The 19,620-nt window shown below is 57.3% G+C and carries 14 protein-coding genes; 7 read left to right on the top strand and 7 right to left on the bottom strand.

Translation table 11 applies throughout. The features are described 5' to 3' along the window. Positions 1-7 precede the first annotated feature (7 nt). Complete coding sequence (locus IEW18_RS05140; protein ID WP_188556745.1) at positions 8-3,055, bottom strand: SusC/RagA family TonB-linked outer membrane protein; 3,048 nt, start codon at positions 3,053-3,055, stop codon at positions 8-10. A gap of 184 nt (positions 3,056-3,239) precedes the next feature. Continuing rightward, positions 3,240-4,988, bottom strand: a complete 1,749-nt coding sequence (locus IEW18_RS05145) for a glycoside hydrolase family 13 protein (RefSeq protein ID WP_188556746.1) — start codon at positions 4,986-4,988, stop codon at positions 3,240-3,242. Positions 4,989-5,980: 992 nt separating this feature from the next. On the opposite strand from IEW18_RS05145, the gene susR reads away from it, so the two are divergent. After that, positions 5,981-7,669 (top strand): SusR family glycan utilization regulator, encoded by a 1,689-nt coding sequence (susR, locus tag IEW18_RS05150; protein WP_188556747.1) that lies wholly within the window; start codon positions 5,981-5,983, stop codon positions 7,667-7,669. Positions 7,670-7,948: 279 nt separating this feature from the next. Beyond that, complete coding sequence (locus IEW18_RS05155) at positions 7,949-9,988, top strand: kojibiose hydrolase (protein ID WP_229728602.1); 2,040 nt, start codon at positions 7,949-7,951, stop codon at positions 9,986-9,988. Between the two features lie 84 nt (positions 9,989-10,072). Here IEW18_RS05155 and IEW18_RS05160 read toward each other — a convergent pair whose 3' ends face one another. Continuing rightward, entirely contained in the window at positions 10,073-10,330 is a 258-nt protein-coding gene (locus IEW18_RS05160; RefSeq protein WP_188556748.1) for a hypothetical protein, read from the bottom strand. Between the two features lie 146 nt (positions 10,331-10,476). Between IEW18_RS05160 and IEW18_RS05165 the strand changes: the two genes are divergently transcribed. Continuing rightward, the gene (locus tag IEW18_RS05165; protein WP_188556749.1) at positions 10,477-10,710 is read left to right on the top strand and encodes a hypothetical protein; all 234 of its coding nucleotides are present in this window, start codon (positions 10,477-10,479) and stop codon (positions 10,708-10,710) included. Between the two features lie 144 nt (positions 10,711-10,854). Here IEW18_RS05165 and IEW18_RS05170 read toward each other — a convergent pair whose 3' ends face one another. From IEW18_RS05170 to IEW18_RS05185, 4 genes are all read right to left on the bottom strand, one after another. Beyond that, positions 10,855-11,193 (bottom strand): hypothetical protein, encoded by a 339-nt coding sequence (locus IEW18_RS05170; RefSeq protein ID WP_188556750.1) that lies wholly within the window; start codon positions 11,191-11,193, stop codon positions 10,855-10,857. A 258-nt stretch (positions 11,194-11,451) separates the two neighbouring features. Then, positions 11,452-13,752, bottom strand: a complete 2,301-nt coding sequence (locus IEW18_RS05175) for a GH92 family glycosyl hydrolase (protein ID WP_188556751.1) — start codon at positions 13,750-13,752, stop codon at positions 11,452-11,454. A 62-nt stretch (positions 13,753-13,814) separates the two neighbouring features. Further along, positions 13,815-14,159 carry a DUF1493 family protein gene (locus IEW18_RS05180; RefSeq protein ID WP_188556752.1) on the bottom strand — a complete coding sequence of 115 codons (345 nt, stop codon included), beginning with the start codon at positions 14,157-14,159 and terminating at the stop codon, positions 13,815-13,817. A 58-nt stretch (positions 14,160-14,217) separates the two neighbouring features. Beyond that, positions 14,218-14,748 carry a nuclear transport factor 2 family protein gene (locus IEW18_RS05185; protein WP_188556753.1) on the bottom strand — a complete coding sequence of 177 codons (531 nt, stop codon included), beginning with the start codon at positions 14,746-14,748 and terminating at the stop codon, positions 14,218-14,220. 140 nt (positions 14,749-14,888) lie between these two features. Between IEW18_RS05185 and IEW18_RS05190 the strand changes: the two genes are divergently transcribed. From IEW18_RS05190 to IEW18_RS05205, 4 genes are all read left to right on the top strand, one after another. Then, on the top strand, positions 14,889-16,955 hold the full coding sequence (locus tag IEW18_RS05190) for a HelD family protein (RefSeq protein ID WP_188556754.1): 2,067 nt from the start codon (positions 14,889-14,891) through the stop codon (positions 16,953-16,955). A gap of 510 nt (positions 16,956-17,465) precedes the next feature. Further along, positions 17,466-18,311, top strand: a complete 846-nt coding sequence (locus IEW18_RS05195) for a phytanoyl-CoA dioxygenase family protein (RefSeq protein ID WP_188556755.1) — start codon at positions 17,466-17,468, stop codon at positions 18,309-18,311. Between the two features lie 186 nt (positions 18,312-18,497). Next, positions 18,498-18,779, top strand: a complete 282-nt coding sequence (locus IEW18_RS05200; RefSeq protein WP_188556756.1) for a hypothetical protein — start codon at positions 18,498-18,500, stop codon at positions 18,777-18,779. A gap of 18 nt (positions 18,780-18,797) precedes the next feature. Beyond that, positions 18,798-19,499 carry a glycoside hydrolase family 43 protein gene (locus tag IEW18_RS05205; protein ID WP_188556757.1) on the top strand — a complete coding sequence of 234 codons (702 nt, stop codon included), beginning with the start codon at positions 18,798-18,800 and terminating at the stop codon, positions 19,497-19,499. The last annotated feature ends 121 nt before the right edge of the window (positions 19,500-19,620 follow it).

Raw genomic sequence — 19,620 nt, forward strand, 5'->3', positions numbered from 1 at the left:
TTAGAGACTACAAGGAGAAGTTGACGCCGAGTGTGAAGGTGCGCGCACTAGGATAGGGTAGGTAGTCGATGCCAATGGAAGGCACCTGATTGGCCCCACGCTTTACCGTGTTAATTTCCGGATCAAACCCATCGTAGTCGGTAATCACAAACAGGTTCTGTCCCGTCACGTACACCCGCGCTCCTTTCACAAAGCCGCCCACGTCACCGAAGGAGTAAGAAAGCGTGACGTTGGACATTTTGAGGTAGTCGCCTTTCTCCAGGTAGCGCGTGGAAGCCGCCGACGGGTTGCCCGTTGCTTCCTTAACCGAGTTTTCAAAGGTGGAGAGGGCAATATTTTTGCCTGCCCCAATCTGGCCCACGTTACCCACCGCGTTGAGCGTGTTGTTGTAGATATACTGGCCGAACACGCCGGTCATATTCGCAATCAGGGCAAGCTTGCCGTAGCGGGCATTAGCACTTAAGCCTAGCAGCGTGCGCGGGTTGGGGCTGCCGGAATAGGCAATGGGTCCGAATTCGTTGGACAGGCCTTGTTCGTCCAGGCCGGTGTACTGGGGTAGAAAAAAGGCGTTGATCGGGTACCCATTGCGGATACTCTGCGACAGTGCTCCTGACAGGCCCTGCCCATTGATGGCGCCCGTGGGAATAGCTGCGCCGGTCAGGTCCGATACCTCATTGCGAATGAACGTAGCGTTGGCGTTAAAGCCTACGTCCACTTTATCGTTGCGCACGAGCACGGTACCTAAATCGAACTCTACCCCTTTGTTCACGATTTTGCCGTCGAGGTTTTCCCAGCGGATGGCGGCGTTGGCGGGCCGCGGCTCGCCGGGAGTAGTCGGGAATAGTAGGTCGGTAGTGGTTTTGTAGAAGTAGTTGGCCGTGAACAGCAGGCGGTTGTCGAGCGCCCCTACGTCGATGCCGGCGTTAAACTGGGCGTCGGACTGCCACTTCAAATCAACGTTTTCGTCGTTGAGCGGCGACTGAGCCCCGTTATTGTCAAGGGTGTAGCGGAACTGGGCCGCGCCCGCCGGAAACTCCTGGTTGCCGGTGCGGCCGTAGCCGGCCCGCAGCTTGAGTTGGGTAAGTTTCTCGGCCGGAAAAAAGGCCTCGCGGCTTAGGTCCCAGGCAATGGCGAAGGAAGGAAAGTAGCCGACCCGGTTGTTGGGACCAAACTTGCTGCTCTCATCGCGGCGCAGGGTGCCGGTCAGCACGTAGCGGTCTTTGAAATTCAGGATGGCTCGCCCAAACACCGACTGCAGCTCCGACGACGGATCAAAGAACGAGGACACATTGCGGGCTCCGGTGGCCGAATACTGAATGTAGTTGGTGTAGTCGAGGCCAAACACTCCGAAACCTCCCACGGCTGGGTTGCCAAACGCATTCGTGTTGGAGCCCGAGTTGGCAAACTTCGTGTACTCATACCCCAGCACCGCGTTCAGGTTCACGGCGCCGGCTATGGCCTTGTTGAAGTTGAGCGTGTGCGCGATTTGCTGCGTCACCAGCTCATTGTCGCTGATGGCGGCAAAGCCTTTGTCAATTAAGTCAGGGAAGTTGATCAGGCGCTGGTCGATGGAGGTGCGCCGCTGGCCAGTATTGTAATTTATACTGAGCAGCGCCCGATATTCCAGCCAGTTAGTGAATTTGTAGTACGGCGCGGCACTGGCCAAAATGGTAGTTACGCGGGAGTTATCATTGAAATACTCCTGGTTGGCCAAAGGATTTACCACGTCGCCGGCCTGCACAAACAGCGACCCATCGGGGTTGCGCAGGGGCTGGGTGGGGTTCCATTGCAGCGCCTGCCCAATGAGGCTACCCCGGAAGCCCGCATCGGTGGTAATGGGGGCCAACTGCTCCCGGAACTGGCTGGTGTTCAAGTTTACGTCGAGCCCCAGCTTCTTGCTTTGCAGAAACTGCAGGTTGGTGGAGAGGTTGGCGCTGTACTTCTTAAACCCGGTTTTGCGCACAATCCCATCCTGATCCAAGTACCCGAGCGAGATGCGGTAGCGGCCCGTTTCGCCGCCTCCGCTCACGGCCAGGTTGTAGTTCTGCAGGTAGCCGGTGCGCAGAATTTCATCCAGGGCATCCACATCGCCGCCTTTGTCAGTGGAAGCAGGCACCCCATAATAGGTTATTGCCTCCCGGTACTGACTGGCATCCAGGAATTCGGGCCTGCGCAACAGACTTGAAAAGCCGCCGGATACGCCCACGGTGAGCACTGGCGCGCCTACTCGACCTTTCTTGGTTGTAATGAGCACTACCCCATACGCAGCCCGCGAGCCGTAAATAGCCGTGGCTGAGGCATCTTTTAGAACCGTAAACGTCTCAATATCATCAGGATTGAGAAAGTTGAGCGGATTACTGTCGGCGCCAGCCCCAATATCGGTGGAGGCTACCAGTCCGGGCCGGGCCGAGCGCCCATCGAGCGGGACGCCGTCCACTACGTACAGGGGCTGGCCGGTGCCCGTTACGGCCGAGTTCCCCCGAATGCGGATGGTAGCTGGCCCGCCAGGCTGGCCACTGTTGTTGCCTACCTGCACCCCCGACACGCGGCCCTGAATGAGCTGATCGGGCGACGCGAAAGTACCTCGGTTAAAGTCTTTCTCGCCAATAACGGCCACAGCTCCGGTTACGTCATTCTTTTTAACCGCGCCGTACCCTACTACTACTACCTCGTCCAAGGCCTTGGCATCATCTTTCAGCGCGACTTGCACCGAGGACTTGCCCGTGATACCAACCTGCTGGGTAGTGAAGCCAACAAACGAGAAGGAAAGCGCCGTGGCCGTAGTAGGAACTTCCAGTTGGAAGGAGCCATCACCGCCGGTGCTCGTCCCGACGGTGGAGCCGGGCACAATCACCGTCACGCCCGGCAGGCCTGCGCCCGTTCCATCAACTACTTTACCCGAAACTGACCGCGTGGCCTGGGCCTGCACCAGCATGGGCAGCAGGCTCAGCACCAGGCTGGGGACCAAAACCGACAGCTGCCAGCATTGCCGACTACCCATCGTAACCCCCAACTGCTCAGATGAAAGGGACCGTTTGTACCAGTTATTGCTCATAAGTGAAAGAATAAAATGGTGGGAAGTAGAAAGGTGCCTGGCCTCGTTGCCGTTCGGTGCAATCGTTTTCGGCCTGGAGTCCGCGGTGTTCAGCCGTTGGCCGGAGGTGGAGCATCAGCAGCCCATGCATCCGGCCGGAACAGCGCCATTGTGCCTAAATCAGCTTTTTGCTACCCTTTTTGGCTTATTGCAGCTTCATTACTACTGCTTGCCAGGGTTGTAGCATGAAGGTTGGACTAGTAGCTAGCGTCGGGTAATTGTTAAGCCAGGGTTGGCCGCTGGGTTTCAGGCCGGCCGGCAAGGGCCAGCTGCGCTGGGTATCGGAGAAGTTGAGCACCACCAGCACCCGCTCGGGACCCAGCGTGCGGGTGTAGGCGTAAATGTGCGGGTTGGCTGCATCCAGCAGTTGGTACTGCCCATGGACCAGCACGGGGTGCTGCTGGCGCATGCTAGTGGCCCGGCGGAAGTGGTTCAGCACCGAGTTGGGCTGCGTTTCCTGGGCCGCCTGGTTGAGCGTTGCGTAGTTGGGGTTAACTTTTATCCAGGGGGTGCCCGTAGTGAAGCCCGCGTGGGCGGAGGCGTCCCACTGGAAGGGCGTGCGGCTGTTGTCGCGGGAAAAGCGCTGCATGGCTTGGATGTAGGCCGGTAGGCTCCCACCCTGAGACTTCACCAGCTGGTAGCCATTGAGGGCCGCCACGTCGCGGTAATCAGCAATGTTGTCGAACCCAATGTTGGTCATACCCAGTTCGTCGCCGTTGTAACAGTAGGGTGTGCCCCGCATGGTCAGCAGGAAGGTATTGAGCAGCTGGGCCGAGGCCGCCCGGAACTCCGGCCGGTCGTCGCCGAACTTGCTGGTCATGCGTGGTTGGTCGTGGCTGCCCAGGTAAATCGACTGCCAGCCTTTGCGGGCAAAAGCGCTGTCCCAGCGCGTGAACACGCGTTTCAGGTCCGTCAGCTGGTAGCGCTCGGGCGTGTTGCCTACCCCTACCGCCTCAAAGTGGTAGGTCATGTTCAACTCCCGGCGGGCCGGGTCCACGAAGAGCATGGCCTCGGTGGGGTTGCGGCCGGCTCCCTCCGCCACGGTCATGATGTTGTAGTGGCTGAGCACCTCCCGGTTCATTTCCTGCAGGTAGTCGTGGAGGCGGGGGCCGTGGTTGTAGGCGTTGGTGTAGTTGGTCTCGTTCAGGCCCGGCATGGGCGGAAACGTGGGGTCTTTGGCCACAAACTGGAAGGCATCCATTCGGAACCCATCAATGCCCTTATCCAGCCAGAAGCGCATCATGCGGTACACTTCCTGGCGCAGCTTGGGGTTGTTCCAGTTCAGGTCGGGCTGGCGGACGGAAAAGTAGTGCAGGTAGTAGGCATTCGTAAGCGAGTCGTACCGCCAGGCGTTGCGGTTGACGTCGAAGGTGCTGTAGCGGGCCGGGGGCGTGCCCTTCTCGGCAGGCCACCAGTAGTAGTAGTCACGGTAAGGGCTTTGGCGCGAACTGCGCGCCTGCTTAAACCACCGGTGCTCGTCGCTGCTGTGGTTTACCACCAAGTCCATTATAAGCTTCAGGCCGCGCTGGTGCATGCCGCGCAACAGCTCGTCAAAGTCCTGCATTGTCCCGAACTCGGGCATAATCTGCTGGTAGTCTGAGATGTCGTAGCCATTGTCATCGTTGGGCGAGGCATAAATGGGATTCAGCCATACCGAGCCTACCCCAATGCTTTTGAGGTAGTCCAGCCGGGAAATGATGCCGCGCAAGTCGCCTATACCGTCGCCGTTGCTGTCCTGAAAACTGCGGGGGTAGAGCTGATACACCACCGTTTCCTTCCACCAATCCGGCTTTTTATCAAGCGCACCAGTTGGTGTCGCTGGCTGCCCGTTACCTGGTAAGCAGGCAAGCAGGGCGGCGCTGCAAGTCAGCAGAAAAAGTAGCAGTCTTTTCATATAGGTTGGTTAGTGCAAAACTGACTGACATAGCTACCTACTCAAACTTCCTACTATGAGGCTGAGTGCTCAGTGAGTATTTACTCACGGCTAACACTCATATGGAATAATAAAATAAAATTTTGTAATAAACAAATAATCAACCAGCTGTGCTAGCTGCATTCAACGGCACACTAGCGGCGCGACGTTGTGTTCATAATGACATGTTTACCAGGCGTTTGCTCTAGCAAGAGCCAAGCAAGGACTACTACTATTCCGAGCTTATGGTGCTACTACTCGTCGAAGGAAGTCTGAGCGGGTTTGGCAAAGGAATTCGCTTCCCTAATTTTCTAAAAACACGCATAGAGACATTATCAAAAATTACACAACTCATAAGACCATAATTACTTATATACCAAGTATTTACAACACAAACAACTGACCCAATAATATAGACCTACTATCAAGTGTGTATTAGCCAAATAGAGCCTTTTAGAGGCTTGTTGCACCCTAGAAGTCTAAAAATTGAAACAGCCGTTTTCTTCCGCTTTCTACCTTCAGCGCTCCACGAAGCTCGCTGCTGAAGGATGTGCACTTTTGCTGATGCTGGCAGCAGTGGCTCTTTCATCATTCAGCAGAACCAAAACCAGAGCAAAGTCTTTTGAGCGCGCGGCGGTTACGCGAAGAGCAGGTATGCAGTTTCCAACTTGACGCCACTGCTGCACCCCACGCGCAAGGTGCCTCGCTCAAGTTCTGCAGCAAACAGTTAGGGTTGCGTTGGACATAACTTGCTACTCACCATTAGCCCCTGCTACTCCACCTTTTAGGAAGAAAATCGCCACTATAAAAGGAAAGTTATAGGTAGGCTTTTCGCTTGTATCGGTTAAGTTGTTAGCTTAGGGACGAGCTGTTTAAAATCCTGGATTCACCTCGATAAGTACTACTGCCGTCAGGGGGTGGAGCGTTGCTTACTCAGCCGATTATTACGTCCTGCCCCAGTTCCTGCCCGCCCCATGCTACACTCCCTGATTCTTCGTGGTATCCGGTTTATTGTTCTGGGGAGTCTGCTGCTGAGTGCCCTACCTGGTTGGGCCGGCGGCAGCCGCACGGATAGCCTGTTGCGGATGCTGGACCAAACGCTGGTCCACCAAGCCAGCTATGATAAGCAGCGCCTTGACCGGCTGGCCGCCCTGAAAGCCGAATTGCGGTCTGAGAAGGCTGATGCCAACGCCAGCTTCACCTTATCGCTGCTGATTTGTGATGAATACCAGGTGTTTACCTATGACTCGGCTTTCGTTTACAGCCTCAAGATGGGAGCCCTGGCCCGGCAGCTTCGCAGCCCGGTAAAGCTGCAAACCGCCCGCACAAAGCTAGCCTACACGCTTCGCTCGGCTGGTTTGTTTAAAGACGCTTTCGATACGCTTAAAGCCATTGACGTTCGCCAGCTGGAGCCCCGCTACAAGGCCGAGTTCTACGAAATCTATAGCATTGTGTGTATTGAGTTGGCTGAGTACGACCAGGATGCTTTCTACCAACCTTACTACACAGCCCAATCCGACGCTTACGCCGATACAGCGGCCCGATACAGTCGGCCCGGCTCCTACCCCCACCTGGCCCAACAGCTCTACCGAGCTAAACAGCGCAACGATTTGGGCGCGAGCATGGCCATCTACGCCCAGCTCCAGCGCCTACCCCTAACAGCTCACCAGGTTGCCATTAATGCCAGCTCCATGGCTAAGCTCTACGAAAATGCCGGCCTGAAGGAAAAAGCGCTGCAATTCATGGCCTTGGCCGCTATCAGTGACATCAAATCGGCAACGAAAGAAGGTATTGCCCTCTTTAAAGTATCCGATTACTGCTACCAGCGGGGCGACTTGTCGCGGGCCCGCTGGTATATCAGTGAGGCCCGGAAAGCCGCCAACTTCTACAAGGCCCGGCAACGGTTGGTACAAATGTCGCCCATTTCTACCTTAATTGACGGCCGGAAAATCAGCCTCGTTGAAAAGCAGCGGCAGCAGGCTAACATATACGCCCTAGCCATTGGGGTGCTGGCTACCCTGCTACTGGGCACGGCCTTCGTTATTTACTTCCAACTCCGACGCCTGCAATCAACGGGGCGCCTGCTGGCTGCCACCAACCAGGAGCTGCACCAGAACAATGTTCAGCTTCAGGCGCTCAACGCCCGGCAGCAGGACTTGAACGGCAAGTTGCAGGAACTTAACCAGGGCCTGAATGAGGCCAACCATGTGAAGGAGGAGTACATAGGATACTACTTCAACAATACCTCCCGCTACATCGACAAGCTGGAAGTACTCCAGAAAAAGCTCAGCACGCTGCTCTCAACCAAGCAGGTTGCGTCGGCGCAGCAGCTGGTGAAGGACATTGACATTAAGTCGGAGCGCAATGCTTTGTTCAAGGGCTTCGATACGGCCTTCATTCACCTCTTCCCCAACTTTGTGGCCGAGTTTAATGCCTTGTTCACCGAGGCCGACCGGATTCAGCTGGCCGATGAGCATTTGCTTACGACGGAACTCCGCATCTTCGCGCTTATCCGCCTGGGTATCAGCGACAGTGAGCAGATTAGCCGCATCCTGGGCTACTCTATTCATACCGTATACGCCTACAAAACCCGGGTTAAAAATCGTTCTTTCCTGCCCAACGAAACCTTTGAGGCGCGGGTGCTGGCCATTCAGGCCACCTAACGCTGGCTTGCTTATCCAAATCGGCCTGCGTGGTCTGGTGCCGCTTGTTGAAGCTGCTCGGGCTGCTTGTTTAGCTGCTGTTCAGATGCGCTCTGAGTGAGCTGCCTTGGCCTTGGTTCAGGCATGGAATACGGCGCTGGACAGCCATTCTACTACCTATAGGCCTTGGGCGAATAGGTTAGTTTTCCGCTGATGCCTAAACTATCGGCGGTCGGCTGCGGGGGTATTACTAGGTGCGCACTCAGTATTCTTTTCTTCCACTTTCTACCTACCTGCCTGTTGAAAACGTACCTCTGCGCCTGGTTGCTTTTGCTTGCGTTCCACCGGCCGCTGGCGGCTCAAACGCCCGACCCTTGGCGCATTACGGCGGAGAAGATTGACCCGGCCAATTACTACGGCGTAACGGTAGCCAACGGCATGCTGGGCATTGTGTCGGCGCCGGTGCCGTTTCAGGTGAAAAATGTGGTGCTGGCCGGGGCCTACGACCAGTACGGGCGGGGGCGGGTAAGCAACTTTCTCAACAGTTTCAACCTGCTGAATATGTATCTGGAGGTGGATGGCCACCGCCTGGGCGCCCAGGACGCCCGCAACTTCCACCAGCAGCTGGACATGCAGCGGGCCGCCCTGACCACTACCTTCGATTACGCCGACAAGGCCACCATCAGCTACACCACCTATGCCCTGCGCCACCTGCCCTACACGGTGCTGCTCGACGTATCCATCAGGGCCCGCAAGGACGTGGCCCTAACGGCCGCCAGCGTGATGGAAGCCCCCGATGCCCTGCGCGAGGTGCAGAATTATTACAACGAAATCGACCGGCCCCACACTACCCTAAGCCTGCTCACTTCCTCGGCCAAAAGTCCCACGGGCAAGCTGCTGCTCTGCGCCAGCACTAGTTTTCTGTTTGAGGAGCCGCACGGGCAGGAGCCGCGCATCATTCATGAAATGTGGGACAACAACATGCACCTGATGAAGTTCAGCAGGGCGCTAAAGGCTGGCCAAACCTATGCCTACGCCGTGGCGGGCTCCAGCATCACCTCGGCCCACCACCCCGACCCGCTGAACGAGGCCGAGCGCCTGACCATCTTCGCCCGCCTGGAAGGTCGGAAGCGGCTGCTGGAGTTTCACGAAAAAGACTGGCAGAGGCTCTGGCAAAGCGACATTCAGATAACCGGCGACGCCCAGGCCCAGCAAGATGTGCACAGCATGCTCTACCACCTCTACAGCTTCTCCAGGGCTGGCACCGACTACTCGCCCTCGCCGATGGGCCTCTCGGGTCTGGGCTACAACGGCCACGTGTTCTGGGACACCGACGTGTGGATGTTCCCGGTACTGGCCGTGCTGCAGCCCGAAATTGCCAAGTCGTTAGTAGAATACCGCTTCAACCGCCTGGAGTTGGCCCGGCGCAACGCCTTTGCCCACGGCTATAAGGGCGCCATGTACCCCTGGGAAAGTGCCGATACGGGCGTGGAAGAAACGCCCGTCTGGGCCCTTAGCGGACCGTTTGAGCACCACATTTCGGCCTGCGTGGCACTGGCGGCCTGGCAGTACTACTGCGTAACCCAGGATAAGGAATGGCTGCGCGAGAAAGGCTGGCCCATACTCTCCGCCACCGCCGATTTCTGGGCCAGTCGGGTGGAGCGCAACGGCCCGGGCCACTACGACATCAAGAACGTGGTGGCCGCCGACGAGTGGGCCGAAAACGTGGACAATAACGCCTTTACCAATGCCGCCGCCCGCGTGAATCTGCAAAACGCCACGGCCGCCGCCCGGCTGCTGGGCTTGCGCCCTACCCCCGACTGGCAGCACGTAGCGCAGAACATCCCGCTTCTGCGCATGCCCGACGGTGTAACCCAGGAACACGCCACTTACCGCGGCCAGGGCATCAAGCAGGCTGACGTGAACCTGCTGGCTTATCCCCTGGGCGTTATCACCGACCCCGCCCAGATTCGTAAGGACCTGGTTTACTACGAAACCCGCGTACCCAATGAGGGCACGCCAGCCATGACCCAGGCCATCTTCGCCCTGCTCTACGCCCGGCTCGGCGACGGAGCCAAGGCCCAGCACTTTTTCCAGGACGCCTACCAGCCCAATCTGCTGCCCCCGTTCCGCGTCATTGCCGAAACCAAGGGCGGCACCAACCCCTATTTTGCTACTGGTGCGGGCGGCGTGCTTCAGGCCGTGCTCATGGGCTTCGGCGGCCTTGATATTACGCCCTCTGGCATCACCCAGCGCAAAACTACTCTGCCAACCGGCTGGCAATCGGTGAAGATTACCGGCGTGGGAGTGCAGCGCAAAACCTATTCCGTAAGCCGCTGAACTGAAGGCTAGCCACAAGCACTAACACCCCGCAGCCCGGCGTAATACATTGGGCTGCGGGGTGTTAAGTGAATTTGCTAGCAGCTACAGCGGCTCGTCGTTGCTGGTATTGCTGGCGCTAGGGTCTGAGTCGCCGCCCGAGTCGGATGAGGTAGTAGAGGCGGTTGAGTCGGTAGGCGTTTCGGTTTCGGAAGAGGTTTCTGCTGGCTCAGTTGGGGTAGCCTCGGGGCGTGGTAGGTTGGTGGCGTGGTCCGCGTCGGCGCTCTGGGTATCGGTGGTGCCTTTTGCGGGTAAGGTGTTCTCAGCGGGCTTGGGCTGTTTGGAAGTGTTTTTAGGGTCCATGACGGGTAGTGCCTAAGAATTTACAAGAACTGCTAACGAGGTAGCAGCTATTATACCCATATACGTTGAAGCTGAACAGTTGGGTATCTTCAACCCTGCTGATTCAAACTACGTTACATACCTATTCACCATTCCCCTTGTCAAGCATGAGCATCTTTGGTTCCGACCGCCCAAGCGGTACACTAGGTGGCCTCATTTCGGGCCTGTTTGGCGGTAGAAACGCCGCTACCCCTTCCACCGGCGCCTACAACATCCCGGCCCGCTCCGGCGGCAACCGGAAGCTGCTGGGTGGCGCCCTGCTGGCCGCCGGCGCAGCCTACTTCTACAACCGCAACAGAAACAAAAACAACGCCGCTACCACCTTTAACCCGAACCTGTAGGTTGCCCGCCTGAATAGTTGAAAGCCCCACCGCTGACCAGTTTTGGTTAGCAGTGGGGCTTTTGTTTGCTAGTGGTACACACTTAACCGACGTGAGTTTAGCATAACGTACTTCGTAGCAACCATCAAGCATTCTTTCCAAGAGTTACTCTACAAAGACTGGCATAGATGTAATTAATTCAAAATGCCCGTAATCCTTGATTTCTGTCCCAGGTACATTTTCTTCCCGAATCACCCATTCACCAACACGCTCGCCCTTGTATCGAACTCCTTGCATTCGAAGCTGATTATTGCAGGCCCACCAAGTAGATATACCATACGGTTCACCGTCTACAAATATTCCTTCAAAAGCAAATGACCCATTTTCACAAACCTCTCTTCTTAACTCATAATCTTGTGTTTGAGCGTGATATGACTCAAACACAAGATTTTGGTATTGATAGCGTCGTTGTAAAAAAACTTTTTTTGAAAAATAATTTCTCATCTCGAATTGTGCTGTCTCGCCAAAATACAGTTACAACGGAATCTGCATGTAGTTTGCACTGTAATAGTATATTTTCTTTGACAGTGTTATACCATCTTTCTTGATACCATGATACGTAAGTTTGGCAGCTACAGAGTAGTGCAGTAAACACCGTTCCTAAAGCAATTAATTTATAGATAATACTTTGCTTTCTTATCTTATACATGCTACATATTATTATTTTTTCACCTAACTGTCCATTCGCTAAGTAGTACAAATTTAACCCTCCGACGGCCGCGCCGCCATCGTAAACACCAGTTCCCCGCCATTCAGAATATCCTGATGATTCAGGAACGGCCGCGTGAGTTTCTGGCCGTTTAGGCGGGCTTCTTTTACATATACGTTTTTGTCGCTCTGGTTTTTGACGGTAATGCGGAAGGTTTTGCCGGTTGAGAGGCGTAGGGTAGCGCCGTGGATGGCGGGGCTGCCGAGGGCGTACTCGGGGGAACCGGGGGCTACGGGGTAGAAGCCCAGGGCCGAGAAGATGTACCAGGCCGACATCTGCCCGCAGTCGTCGTTGCCGCCGAGGCCATCGGGGGTGGGACGGTACATCTTGGGCAGAATCATGCGCACGCGGGCCTGGGTTTTCCAGGGCTGGTTGGTCCAGTTGTAGAGGTAGGCGGCGTGGTGGGCGGGCTCATTACCGTGCACATAGTTCCCGATAATACCGTCGCGGGTGATGTCCTCGGTTTCGGCGAAGAACTTATCGGGCAGGTGCATGGTGAACAGAGAATCCAGGTGGGGCACGAAGCGGGCGTTGCCACCCATTTTGGCGATGAGCGCGGCGGGGTCCTGGGGCACGTAGAGGCTGTAATTCCAGGCGTTGCCCTCAATGAAGCCCTGGTTGTGGGTGCTCAGCACGTCGAACTCCCGGCGGAACGAGCCATCGGAAAGGCGCGGGCGCATAAACCCGATGCGCTGGTCATAGACGTTCTGCCAGTTCTGGGCGCGCTTGCTGAATTCCTGCTCAATATCCTGGCGGCCCAGCTTGCGGGCAGCCTGGGCAATGCACCAGTCGTCGTAGGCGTACTCCAGGGTTTTCGAGACGGAGGAGCCGCTCTTATCCTCGGGCACGTAGCCCAGGCGCAGGTAGTCCCCGATGCCGTCGTACCATTGCTGGCGGGCGGTGGTTACGCAGGCATCCAGGGCCTTATTGGCATCGAAGGGGGCGTTGCCCTTGATGATGGCATCGGCCACGACGGGCACCGCGTGGTAGCCAATCATGCACCAGTTCTCGTTGGCGTAGTGGCTCCACACCGGCAGCATGTGCTCGGCGCTCTGCTGGTAATGCGCCAGCATCGACTGAATCATGTCGGCGTTGCGCTGGGGCTGCACTACGTTGAACAGCGGGTGCAGGGCCCGGTAGGTATCCCAGAGCGAGAAGGTGGTGTAGTTGGTGAAGCCTTCCGCCTTATGAATGTTCTGGTCGAGGCCGCGGTACTGCCCATCTACGTCCTGGTAGGTGGTAGGGCTCAGGAAGGCATGGTAGAGGGCCGTGTAGAAGTTGTCCTTGTCTACCCGTTTCGGGCTCTGGATGGTCACCTTGCTTAGCTCCTGCTGCCATTGCTCCTGCCCCTGGCGCTTCACTTGCTCGAAGTTCCAGCCCGGCAGCTCGGCCCGCAGGTTGCGCAACCCCCCCTCCGTACTCACCGAGGACAAGGCCATTTTCAGCTTAATCTTCTCCCCGGCTTCCGTCTTGAAATCGAAGTACAGGCGCAGCTGCTCGCCGGCCTGCTCCGGGAAGTTATGGGCCTGATCGAAGCGGCCCCAGAACCCGCGGTACGCCTGCTTTTTGGCGTAGTTGCGGGCCCCGTACTGGCGGAAGGGCTTGGAAAACTGCAGAGCGAAGTACTGGGTACGGGTGCGGGCCCAGCCGTGGGTCTGGCGGTAGCCGGTCACCAGCGAGTCGTTTTCCACCCGCACAAAAGTCCAGACGTTCTTATCGGGGTAGTTGTAGATGCCGGCCGTGAGGTCGAGGATAATGTGGGCCTCGTCAGCCTTGGGGAAGGTGTACTGGTGCATCCCTACCCGGTTGGTCGCCGTCAACTCGGCCAGGATGTTGTGGTCGTCGAGCTTCACGCGGTAGTAGGCCGGCTCGGCTACCTCATTCTTATGCGAAAACGCGGAGCGGAAGCCACTCTGAGGTTTATCGGCAGTGCCGGGGTTGAGCTGCAGCGGCCCGGTCGTGGGCATGATGAGGAAGTCGCCGAGGTCAGAGTGACCGGTGCCGCTGAAGTGGGTGTGCGAAAACCCGACGATGGTGTTGTCCTCGTACTGGTAGCCGGCGCAGTATTCGTACACCTTGGGGTTGTACTTGCCGTTCAGCTCGTAGCTGATAGTATCAGTATCGGGCGAGAGCTGTACCATGCCAAACGGCACCGTCGCGCCCGGAAACGTGTGCCCCATGCGCTGCGTCCCCACAATGGGGTGGGCGTACTGCACCAGGTTTTCAGCAGGCTTCGGAGTTTGAGCGAGGGTAGGCAGGGCCGTGAGCAGCGCGGCCAGCAGCGAGAGTTTCATCAGCTTCAATCGGAGTAGCGTTGAGGCTGGGAAGGTAGGAAAGGTGGGGTATAAACAGATGGTCATTCTTCAAACCACCTTTTCCTCATAGCGACATAAGTCAAGTGCCTTATCATTATATTCTTAACTTTTAGCTTGTCACGCTCAGACGCCGAGAAAATAGATTTTATCAATCTAAAGAGTATAAAATTCTCGTTAGTCACATATTTTTCAACAGCAAAGTCTTGCGGATTAGCAATCTGAAATTGCGTGAAGAAATCTTCGTAGAAAATAATTGTATCAAGCCCTGCTATACGTACGTCTTCTTCGATTCTTGTGTCTTCTGACAATTTATTCTTCGCTATACCAAGCTGATTTGAAACGAATATTTTAACAATTTCAAGTGCTTGCTGATATTCTATATCCATTACTCAAAACAGAAATTACGTTTTTCTAGTCCCTTAGAAACAAGGCAATACTATCCCCCTAATGTCCATAACTCACTACCCGCGTCACTTTCCACTGCCCGTCGCGTAGGCGCCACACCATCATATTCTTGAAGGTGCCGCAGTCATCTTTGCCATTCTCGACGTGGCAGAAGCGGTGCTGGTAGGTTTCCACGGCTCCGTAGCCGCTGATGGGGTAGACTTCCAGGGTGCCGGGCACGAGCTGGCGGTTGAGGCCGGTGGTTTGGTTCTGGGCAAACAGGTTGCGGAAGCCCTGCATGGTTTGCTCGAAGTTGGCCAAACCGCCCTTGTCGTGGTAAAACTCCAGGTCCTCGGCGAAGAAGGTTTGCAGCTGGGCGGCATCGTGGCGGTTGAAGGCCGCGAACATGGCGCTATCCTGCCGGGCAATGGTGCGGTACAGCTCCAGGGATACGGGCGGAGGTAGCGCAGTAGCGGCGGAAGTAGCGTGTTGCACAGTGCACCCCGGCGTGCAGCAGGCGGCCAGCAAGACGACTACACCAGCTGGGTAAGCGGTTCGTTGGCGGGCAGCCGCTAAGGCTCGAATAGGCATAGGACCTGGGTTGTAATGGGAAGTACGGCACAAGAAACGTCATGCGGAGCCGAAGGGAAAGGCCAACAAAATAAGCCCGACGTTTCTGGAGCCCGGAAAATGCTGGCACCTTTGGGGTCCATTACCCCAACGCAGCCGTGATGAACGCAACCGAGCAGGAAGAACGAGAATATCTGGAAGAAATCAAGGAAAAGCTCACGCTGGCCGTCCGGCGCGTAGACGACGCCGTGCGGCAGTTTTCCAGTGAGCTGCGGCAGAAAAAGCAGTACATCCACGAGCACCAGTCGGGCATGGACGAGGCCGACATGGTAGCGGCCGGCCAGTCCATCGACCGCATGGCCTTCACGGGCGAGGCGGCCGTAAGCCGGAAACGCCGGCTGCTCAAGCTGGCTCAGTCGCCGTACTTTGGCCGGATTGATTTTGCTACCCCGCAGCAGCCGGAAGCTACGCCGGTCTACATCGGGGTGTATTCCTTCTTTGATGAGCAGCAGCGCCAAAACCTGATCTACGACTGGCGGGCGCCCATTTCCTCCCTGTTCTACGATTTCGAGCTGGGGCCCGCCTCCTACCCTACCCCGTCCGGCACCGTCCAGGGTAGCATTGCGCTGAAGCGGCAATACAAGATCCGGGACGGGCGGCTGGAGTTTCTGCTCGACAGCGACGTGAACATTCACGACGACGTGCTGCAGCGGGAGCTGGCCAAGTCATCCGACGATAAGATGAAGAACATCGTGGCCACCATTCAGCGCGACCAGAACGCCGTGATTCGCAACGAGGAGGCCTCGGTGATGGTTATTCAGGGCGTGGCGGGCTCGGGCAAAACCTCCATTGCCCTACACCGCATTGCCTTTTTGCTGTACCGCTACCGGGAAAGTATTGCGGCCAAAGACGTGCTTATCATCTCGCCCAACAAAGTCTTCGCCGACTACATTTCCAACGTGCTGCCCGAGCTGGGCGAGGAGCACATTCCGGAGCTAGGCATGGAAGAGCTGGCGGCCGACCTGCTTGACAACCGCTACACGTTCCAGACCTTTTTTGAGCAGGTTTCGGCGCTGCTGGAGCAGCACGACGCCGCTTTCATTGAGCGCATCCGGTTTAAATCTTCCTTTGGGTTTCTCAGCCAGCTAAACCAGTACCTGCTTCACATTGAGAATCACTACATTACGATTACTGAGCTGCGGGTGGGGCGCACCGTCATTCCGGCGGCCGTTATTCAGCAGAAGCTCCGGGCCTACCACCGGGTGCCGCTCCTGAAGCGTTTCCCCCTGGTTGCGAATGACTTGCGAGCCTACCTGCGCGACGCCGTCGGCCGCAAGCTGACCGGGCAGGAGAAAACCACCCTCGGAGAGGCCCTGCCGCGCATGTTCAAGCTCAGCAATGTGCTGGACTTGTACCGGGATTTTTACCGCTGGATTGGCCGGCCCGAGCTGCTGAAGCTTGACGCGCACCGCCTGCACCTGGAGTACGCCGACGTTTTCGCCCTGATTTACCTGCGCCTGCGCCTGGAAGGCATTACGGCCTACGACCACGTAAAGCACTTGCTGGTAGATGAAATGCAGGATTACACCCCCGTGCAGTACGCCGTGCTGTCCCGCCTGTTCCACTGCCGCAAAACCATTCTGGGCGACGTCAGCCAGACGGTAAACCCCTACAGCGCCTCCTCCGCCGAAACCATTGAGCGAGTATTTCCGCAGGCCGACATCGTGAAGCTGTTCCGCAGCTACCGCTCGACGGTTGAAATTACAGCCTTCGCCCAACGCATTACGCCGAACCTCGACATCATTCCGCTGGAGCGGCACGGGCCGGAGCCGGTTATCATGCACTGCTCTAGCAACGAGGAGGAACTGCAGACGCTTGCCCAGCTGGTTGCCGCCTTCAGTAGCTCCGGAAACCACTCGTTAGGGGTCATCTGCAAAACCCTGCGCCAGGCCCAAAAGGCTTATCAGGCTCTGCAAGGCCCCAACGTGCATCTGCTCACCGATGAGTCCACGACGTTTAAGGAAGGCATTATCATCACCACGGCGCATTTGGCGAAGGGCTTGGAGTTTGATGCCGTCATCGTGCCCTTTGCCTCAGCGCGGAATTACAAGACGGAAGTAGACAAGAGCATGCTGTACGTGGCCTGCACCCGGGCCATGCACCAGCTCACGCTAACGTTTACCGGCGAGCCTACCGCCTTTCTGTCTGCTGAAGAACACAAGCTCTAGCGGGCTTGGCTGAGCTGGCCGAGGTAGCAAGTGCCGAACTTTTTGGTGGCAATGTTTTTCGATCGTCTCGCTGTGTTTGGTGGCAGGACTGATGAGGGTTTGCCTTAGGCCAGCAACCAACAGATTCGCGTACAACGCATTGCCTGGATCCTCACGCCACCTTCAGCGGCGGCCCGGCGACCTTCCTTTCGTGGGCGGCGAACAGGTGGGCTACTTGTTGCCGCGTGTTGCTCCGCGGGCTCGGTTTTGAGGGCAGCCAGGTACGTCTGGATCAATCGGCGGCGTTGCATGGCAGGCCAGAAACAGGAGCAGTCGGGGCGAGTCTGGCTTTCGAATATACCAGTACATCTATGCTTACACACTGGCGTAGAGCTACTTCAATAACTCCTCCGTTGCCACCTCCCCGTGCTAAAATCCGTTTGAAAGCTGATGCCTGCGCTAGCCCCCCGGTTGCTTGCGCACTGGGTATCGGCAGGCTACGTGTATTCGGACTTTAACCCTGGAACTAGCATGGAAACAGCAGAGCCAACCACCCGTACTTCGCCGGCCTATGAGGTAGCCCAGCTTATGGGCGGCCTGTACGGCGACGGAATTATCGGTCTGAAAGGGGCTTTTAGCCGCCAGTGGGCCCAGCAGCTGCACGAGGACGTCACGCGCCTGTACGCCGAGGCCCTGCAGCGCCCCGGCGGGGCCCTGGGGCGCGGCCCCAAGCGCCACTACGTCGAGATTCACCCCGAAGATATTCGCGGTTTCGTGGAGTTGGCCACGCATCCGTGGGTAGTGGCGGTGTGCCAAGCAGTGCTGGGGCCGGAGTATAAAATCGTGGAAATTGGGTTTGACGTGCCCAATCCCGGTGCCATGAACCAGCCCTGGCACCGCGACTTTCCGGCCCCCAACGACACCCTCATCGGCCGCCGCCTCAACTCCCTGGCCTTCAACCTCACTACCGTTGATGTAACCGAAGACATGGGCCCCTTTGAGGTGGCGCCCGGCACCCAGTGGGACTTACCGGAGGGATTCGACCACGGCATGTTTCCGCCCAAGAGCAACAGCCCCCGCTACGAGGCCCGCGCCCAGCGCAAAATGCCCCAGATGGGCGACATCTCGGCCCGCTCGGCCCTTACCATTCACCGCGGCACGGCCAATCATTCCGATAAGTCTCGGCCCGCCCTGGTGCTGGGCGTCGATGCTCCTACTGCCACCAACGCCGAGCGCCACGATCTGCAAATCACCCGCGCCTACTACGCTACCTTGCCCGAGAGCCTGAAACAACACCTAACCTGCCGCCTGGTAGATCAGCTGGAGCCCATTGTACAGGCCCACACCATTGAGGGGCTGATGATGGGCGAGGCGTAGCGGAATTGGTACCGGATAGAAGAACAAGCTGGTAGAACAAAACTCCCGGCGTTTGTCCTGCTGAGCTTGTCGAAGCATCTGTACCGCTGGCTAACTACAAGCCTAGAATAGCAACGAAGCAGTAGAGATGCTTCGACTGCGCTCAGCAGGACGTTCTGTGCTGATACATTACGCTTCACCATCCGCATGCACACTCCAGACGACCATACGTACCAGGAGGCGCACCTAGCGCCCATGACCGTAGCCGAAATCAATGAGCTAACCCGCCGGGCCCGCGCCCTACCCCCCAGCGGCGACCAAACCCACGTGCTGGTGCCCGATGGCGAAGACCCCTGGGTTGTTGCCCACGAAGGCCAGCTCTACTACTGCACCGTAGATAGGCTAAAGCAGAAAATACTGGTGGCCCGGTTTTCCAGCCTCCCGGAAATGGCAACCGCCGAGCTGGTGCAGGTGTGGCCCAGCAGCTAGGGCACTACCCCTGAGTTCGTGGAAATATGGGCGCCGGAGCTACAGCTCCTTGAGGGCACTTGGTACATCTATTTTGCCCTCTATAACGCCCGTAATGGCGAGGAACGCCTCTATACCTTGCAAGCCACTACCCCCGATGCTCAGGGCAACTACGAGTTCAAGGGCAAGCTGGAAATCCCAACGGACCGGTGGGCCATTGATGGCTCGGTGCTACCCATGCCCGATGGACAGCTATACTTCATCTGGTCGGGGTGGGAAGACTTCACCAACACCAGCCAGAACCTCTACATTGCCCGCATGAGCAACCCCTATACCATTGCCTCGGATAGGGTATGTATTTCGCGGCCCGAATACCCTTGGGAAAAGCAGGGTTATCCCTACGTGAATGAGGGGCCGCAGGCATTGGTGCACGGCAGCCGCATCTTTATCATCTATTCCGCCAGTGGCAGCTGGACCGACGACTACTGCCTGGGCCAGCTGACCTACCTGGGTGGCGATGCGCTAGCCCCTACCTCCTGGCGCAAGGAGCCCCGGCCGGTTTTCGCCAAGACGGACACCATTTTTGGGCCCGGCCACGCGTCGTTTGTGCAGATTGAGGGGCAGGACCACATTATTTACCACGCCGCCCGCCGCAGCCAGGCCGGCTGGGCCCGGCAGATTCGGGCCCAGCCGTTTACTTGGCACGAAGACGGCTCGCCCAACTTTGGCCAGCCGGTGTAAGACCGAACGTAGATGGCTACCCTGGGGGACGCCTACCGAGCAGAACAGGGCGGAATGTATTGCGGGCCGGGAGGGTTAACTTTGTAGTTGCCCCCGACGGTTGTAGTCGCCCGGAGGCTCC

Origin of the sequence: Hymenobacter glacieicola, assembly GCF_014640315.1 — a bacterium.
In the GTDB taxonomy this organism is placed as follows: Bacteria; Bacteroidota; Bacteroidia; order Cytophagales; family Hymenobacteraceae; genus Hymenobacter; species Hymenobacter glacieicola.

Excerpts from the sequence above, each read along its gene's own strand:
- IEW18_RS05140 (WP_188556745.1), bottom strand. The coding sequence starts at position 3,055 with ATGAGCAATAACTGGTACAAACGGTCCCTTTCATCTGAGCAGTTGGGG.
- IEW18_RS05145 (WP_188556746.1), bottom strand. The coding sequence starts at position 4,988 with ATGAAAAGACTGCTACTTTTTCTGCTGACTTGCAGCGCCGCCCTGCTT.
- susR (WP_188556747.1), top strand. The coding sequence starts at position 5,981 with ATGCTACACTCCCTGATTCTTCGTGGTATCCGGTTTATTGTTCTGGGG.
- IEW18_RS05160 (WP_188556748.1), bottom strand. The coding sequence starts at position 10,330 with ATGGACCCTAAAAACACTTCCAAACAGCCCAAGCCCGCTGAGAACACC.
- IEW18_RS05165 (WP_188556749.1), top strand. The coding sequence starts at position 10,477 with ATGAGCATCTTTGGTTCCGACCGCCCAAGCGGTACACTAGGTGGCCTC.
- IEW18_RS05170 (WP_188556750.1), bottom strand. The coding sequence starts at position 11,193 with ATGAGAAATTATTTTTCAAAAAAAGTTTTTTTACAACGACGCTATCAA.
- IEW18_RS05175 (WP_188556751.1), bottom strand. The coding sequence starts at position 13,752 with ATGAAACTCTCGCTGCTGGCCGCGCTGCTCACGGCCCTGCCTACCCTC.
- IEW18_RS05180 (WP_188556752.1), bottom strand. The coding sequence starts at position 14,159 with ATGGATATAGAATATCAGCAAGCACTTGAAATTGTTAAAATATTCGTT.
- IEW18_RS05185 (WP_188556753.1), bottom strand. The coding sequence starts at position 14,748 with ATGCCTATTCGAGCCTTAGCGGCTGCCCGCCAACGAACCGCTTACCCA.
- IEW18_RS05190 (WP_188556754.1), top strand. The coding sequence starts at position 14,889 with ATGAACGCAACCGAGCAGGAAGAACGAGAATATCTGGAAGAAATCAAG.
- IEW18_RS05195 (WP_188556755.1), top strand. The coding sequence starts at position 17,466 with ATGGAAACAGCAGAGCCAACCACCCGTACTTCGCCGGCCTATGAGGTA.
- IEW18_RS05200 (WP_188556756.1), top strand. The coding sequence starts at position 18,498 with ATGCACACTCCAGACGACCATACGTACCAGGAGGCGCACCTAGCGCCC.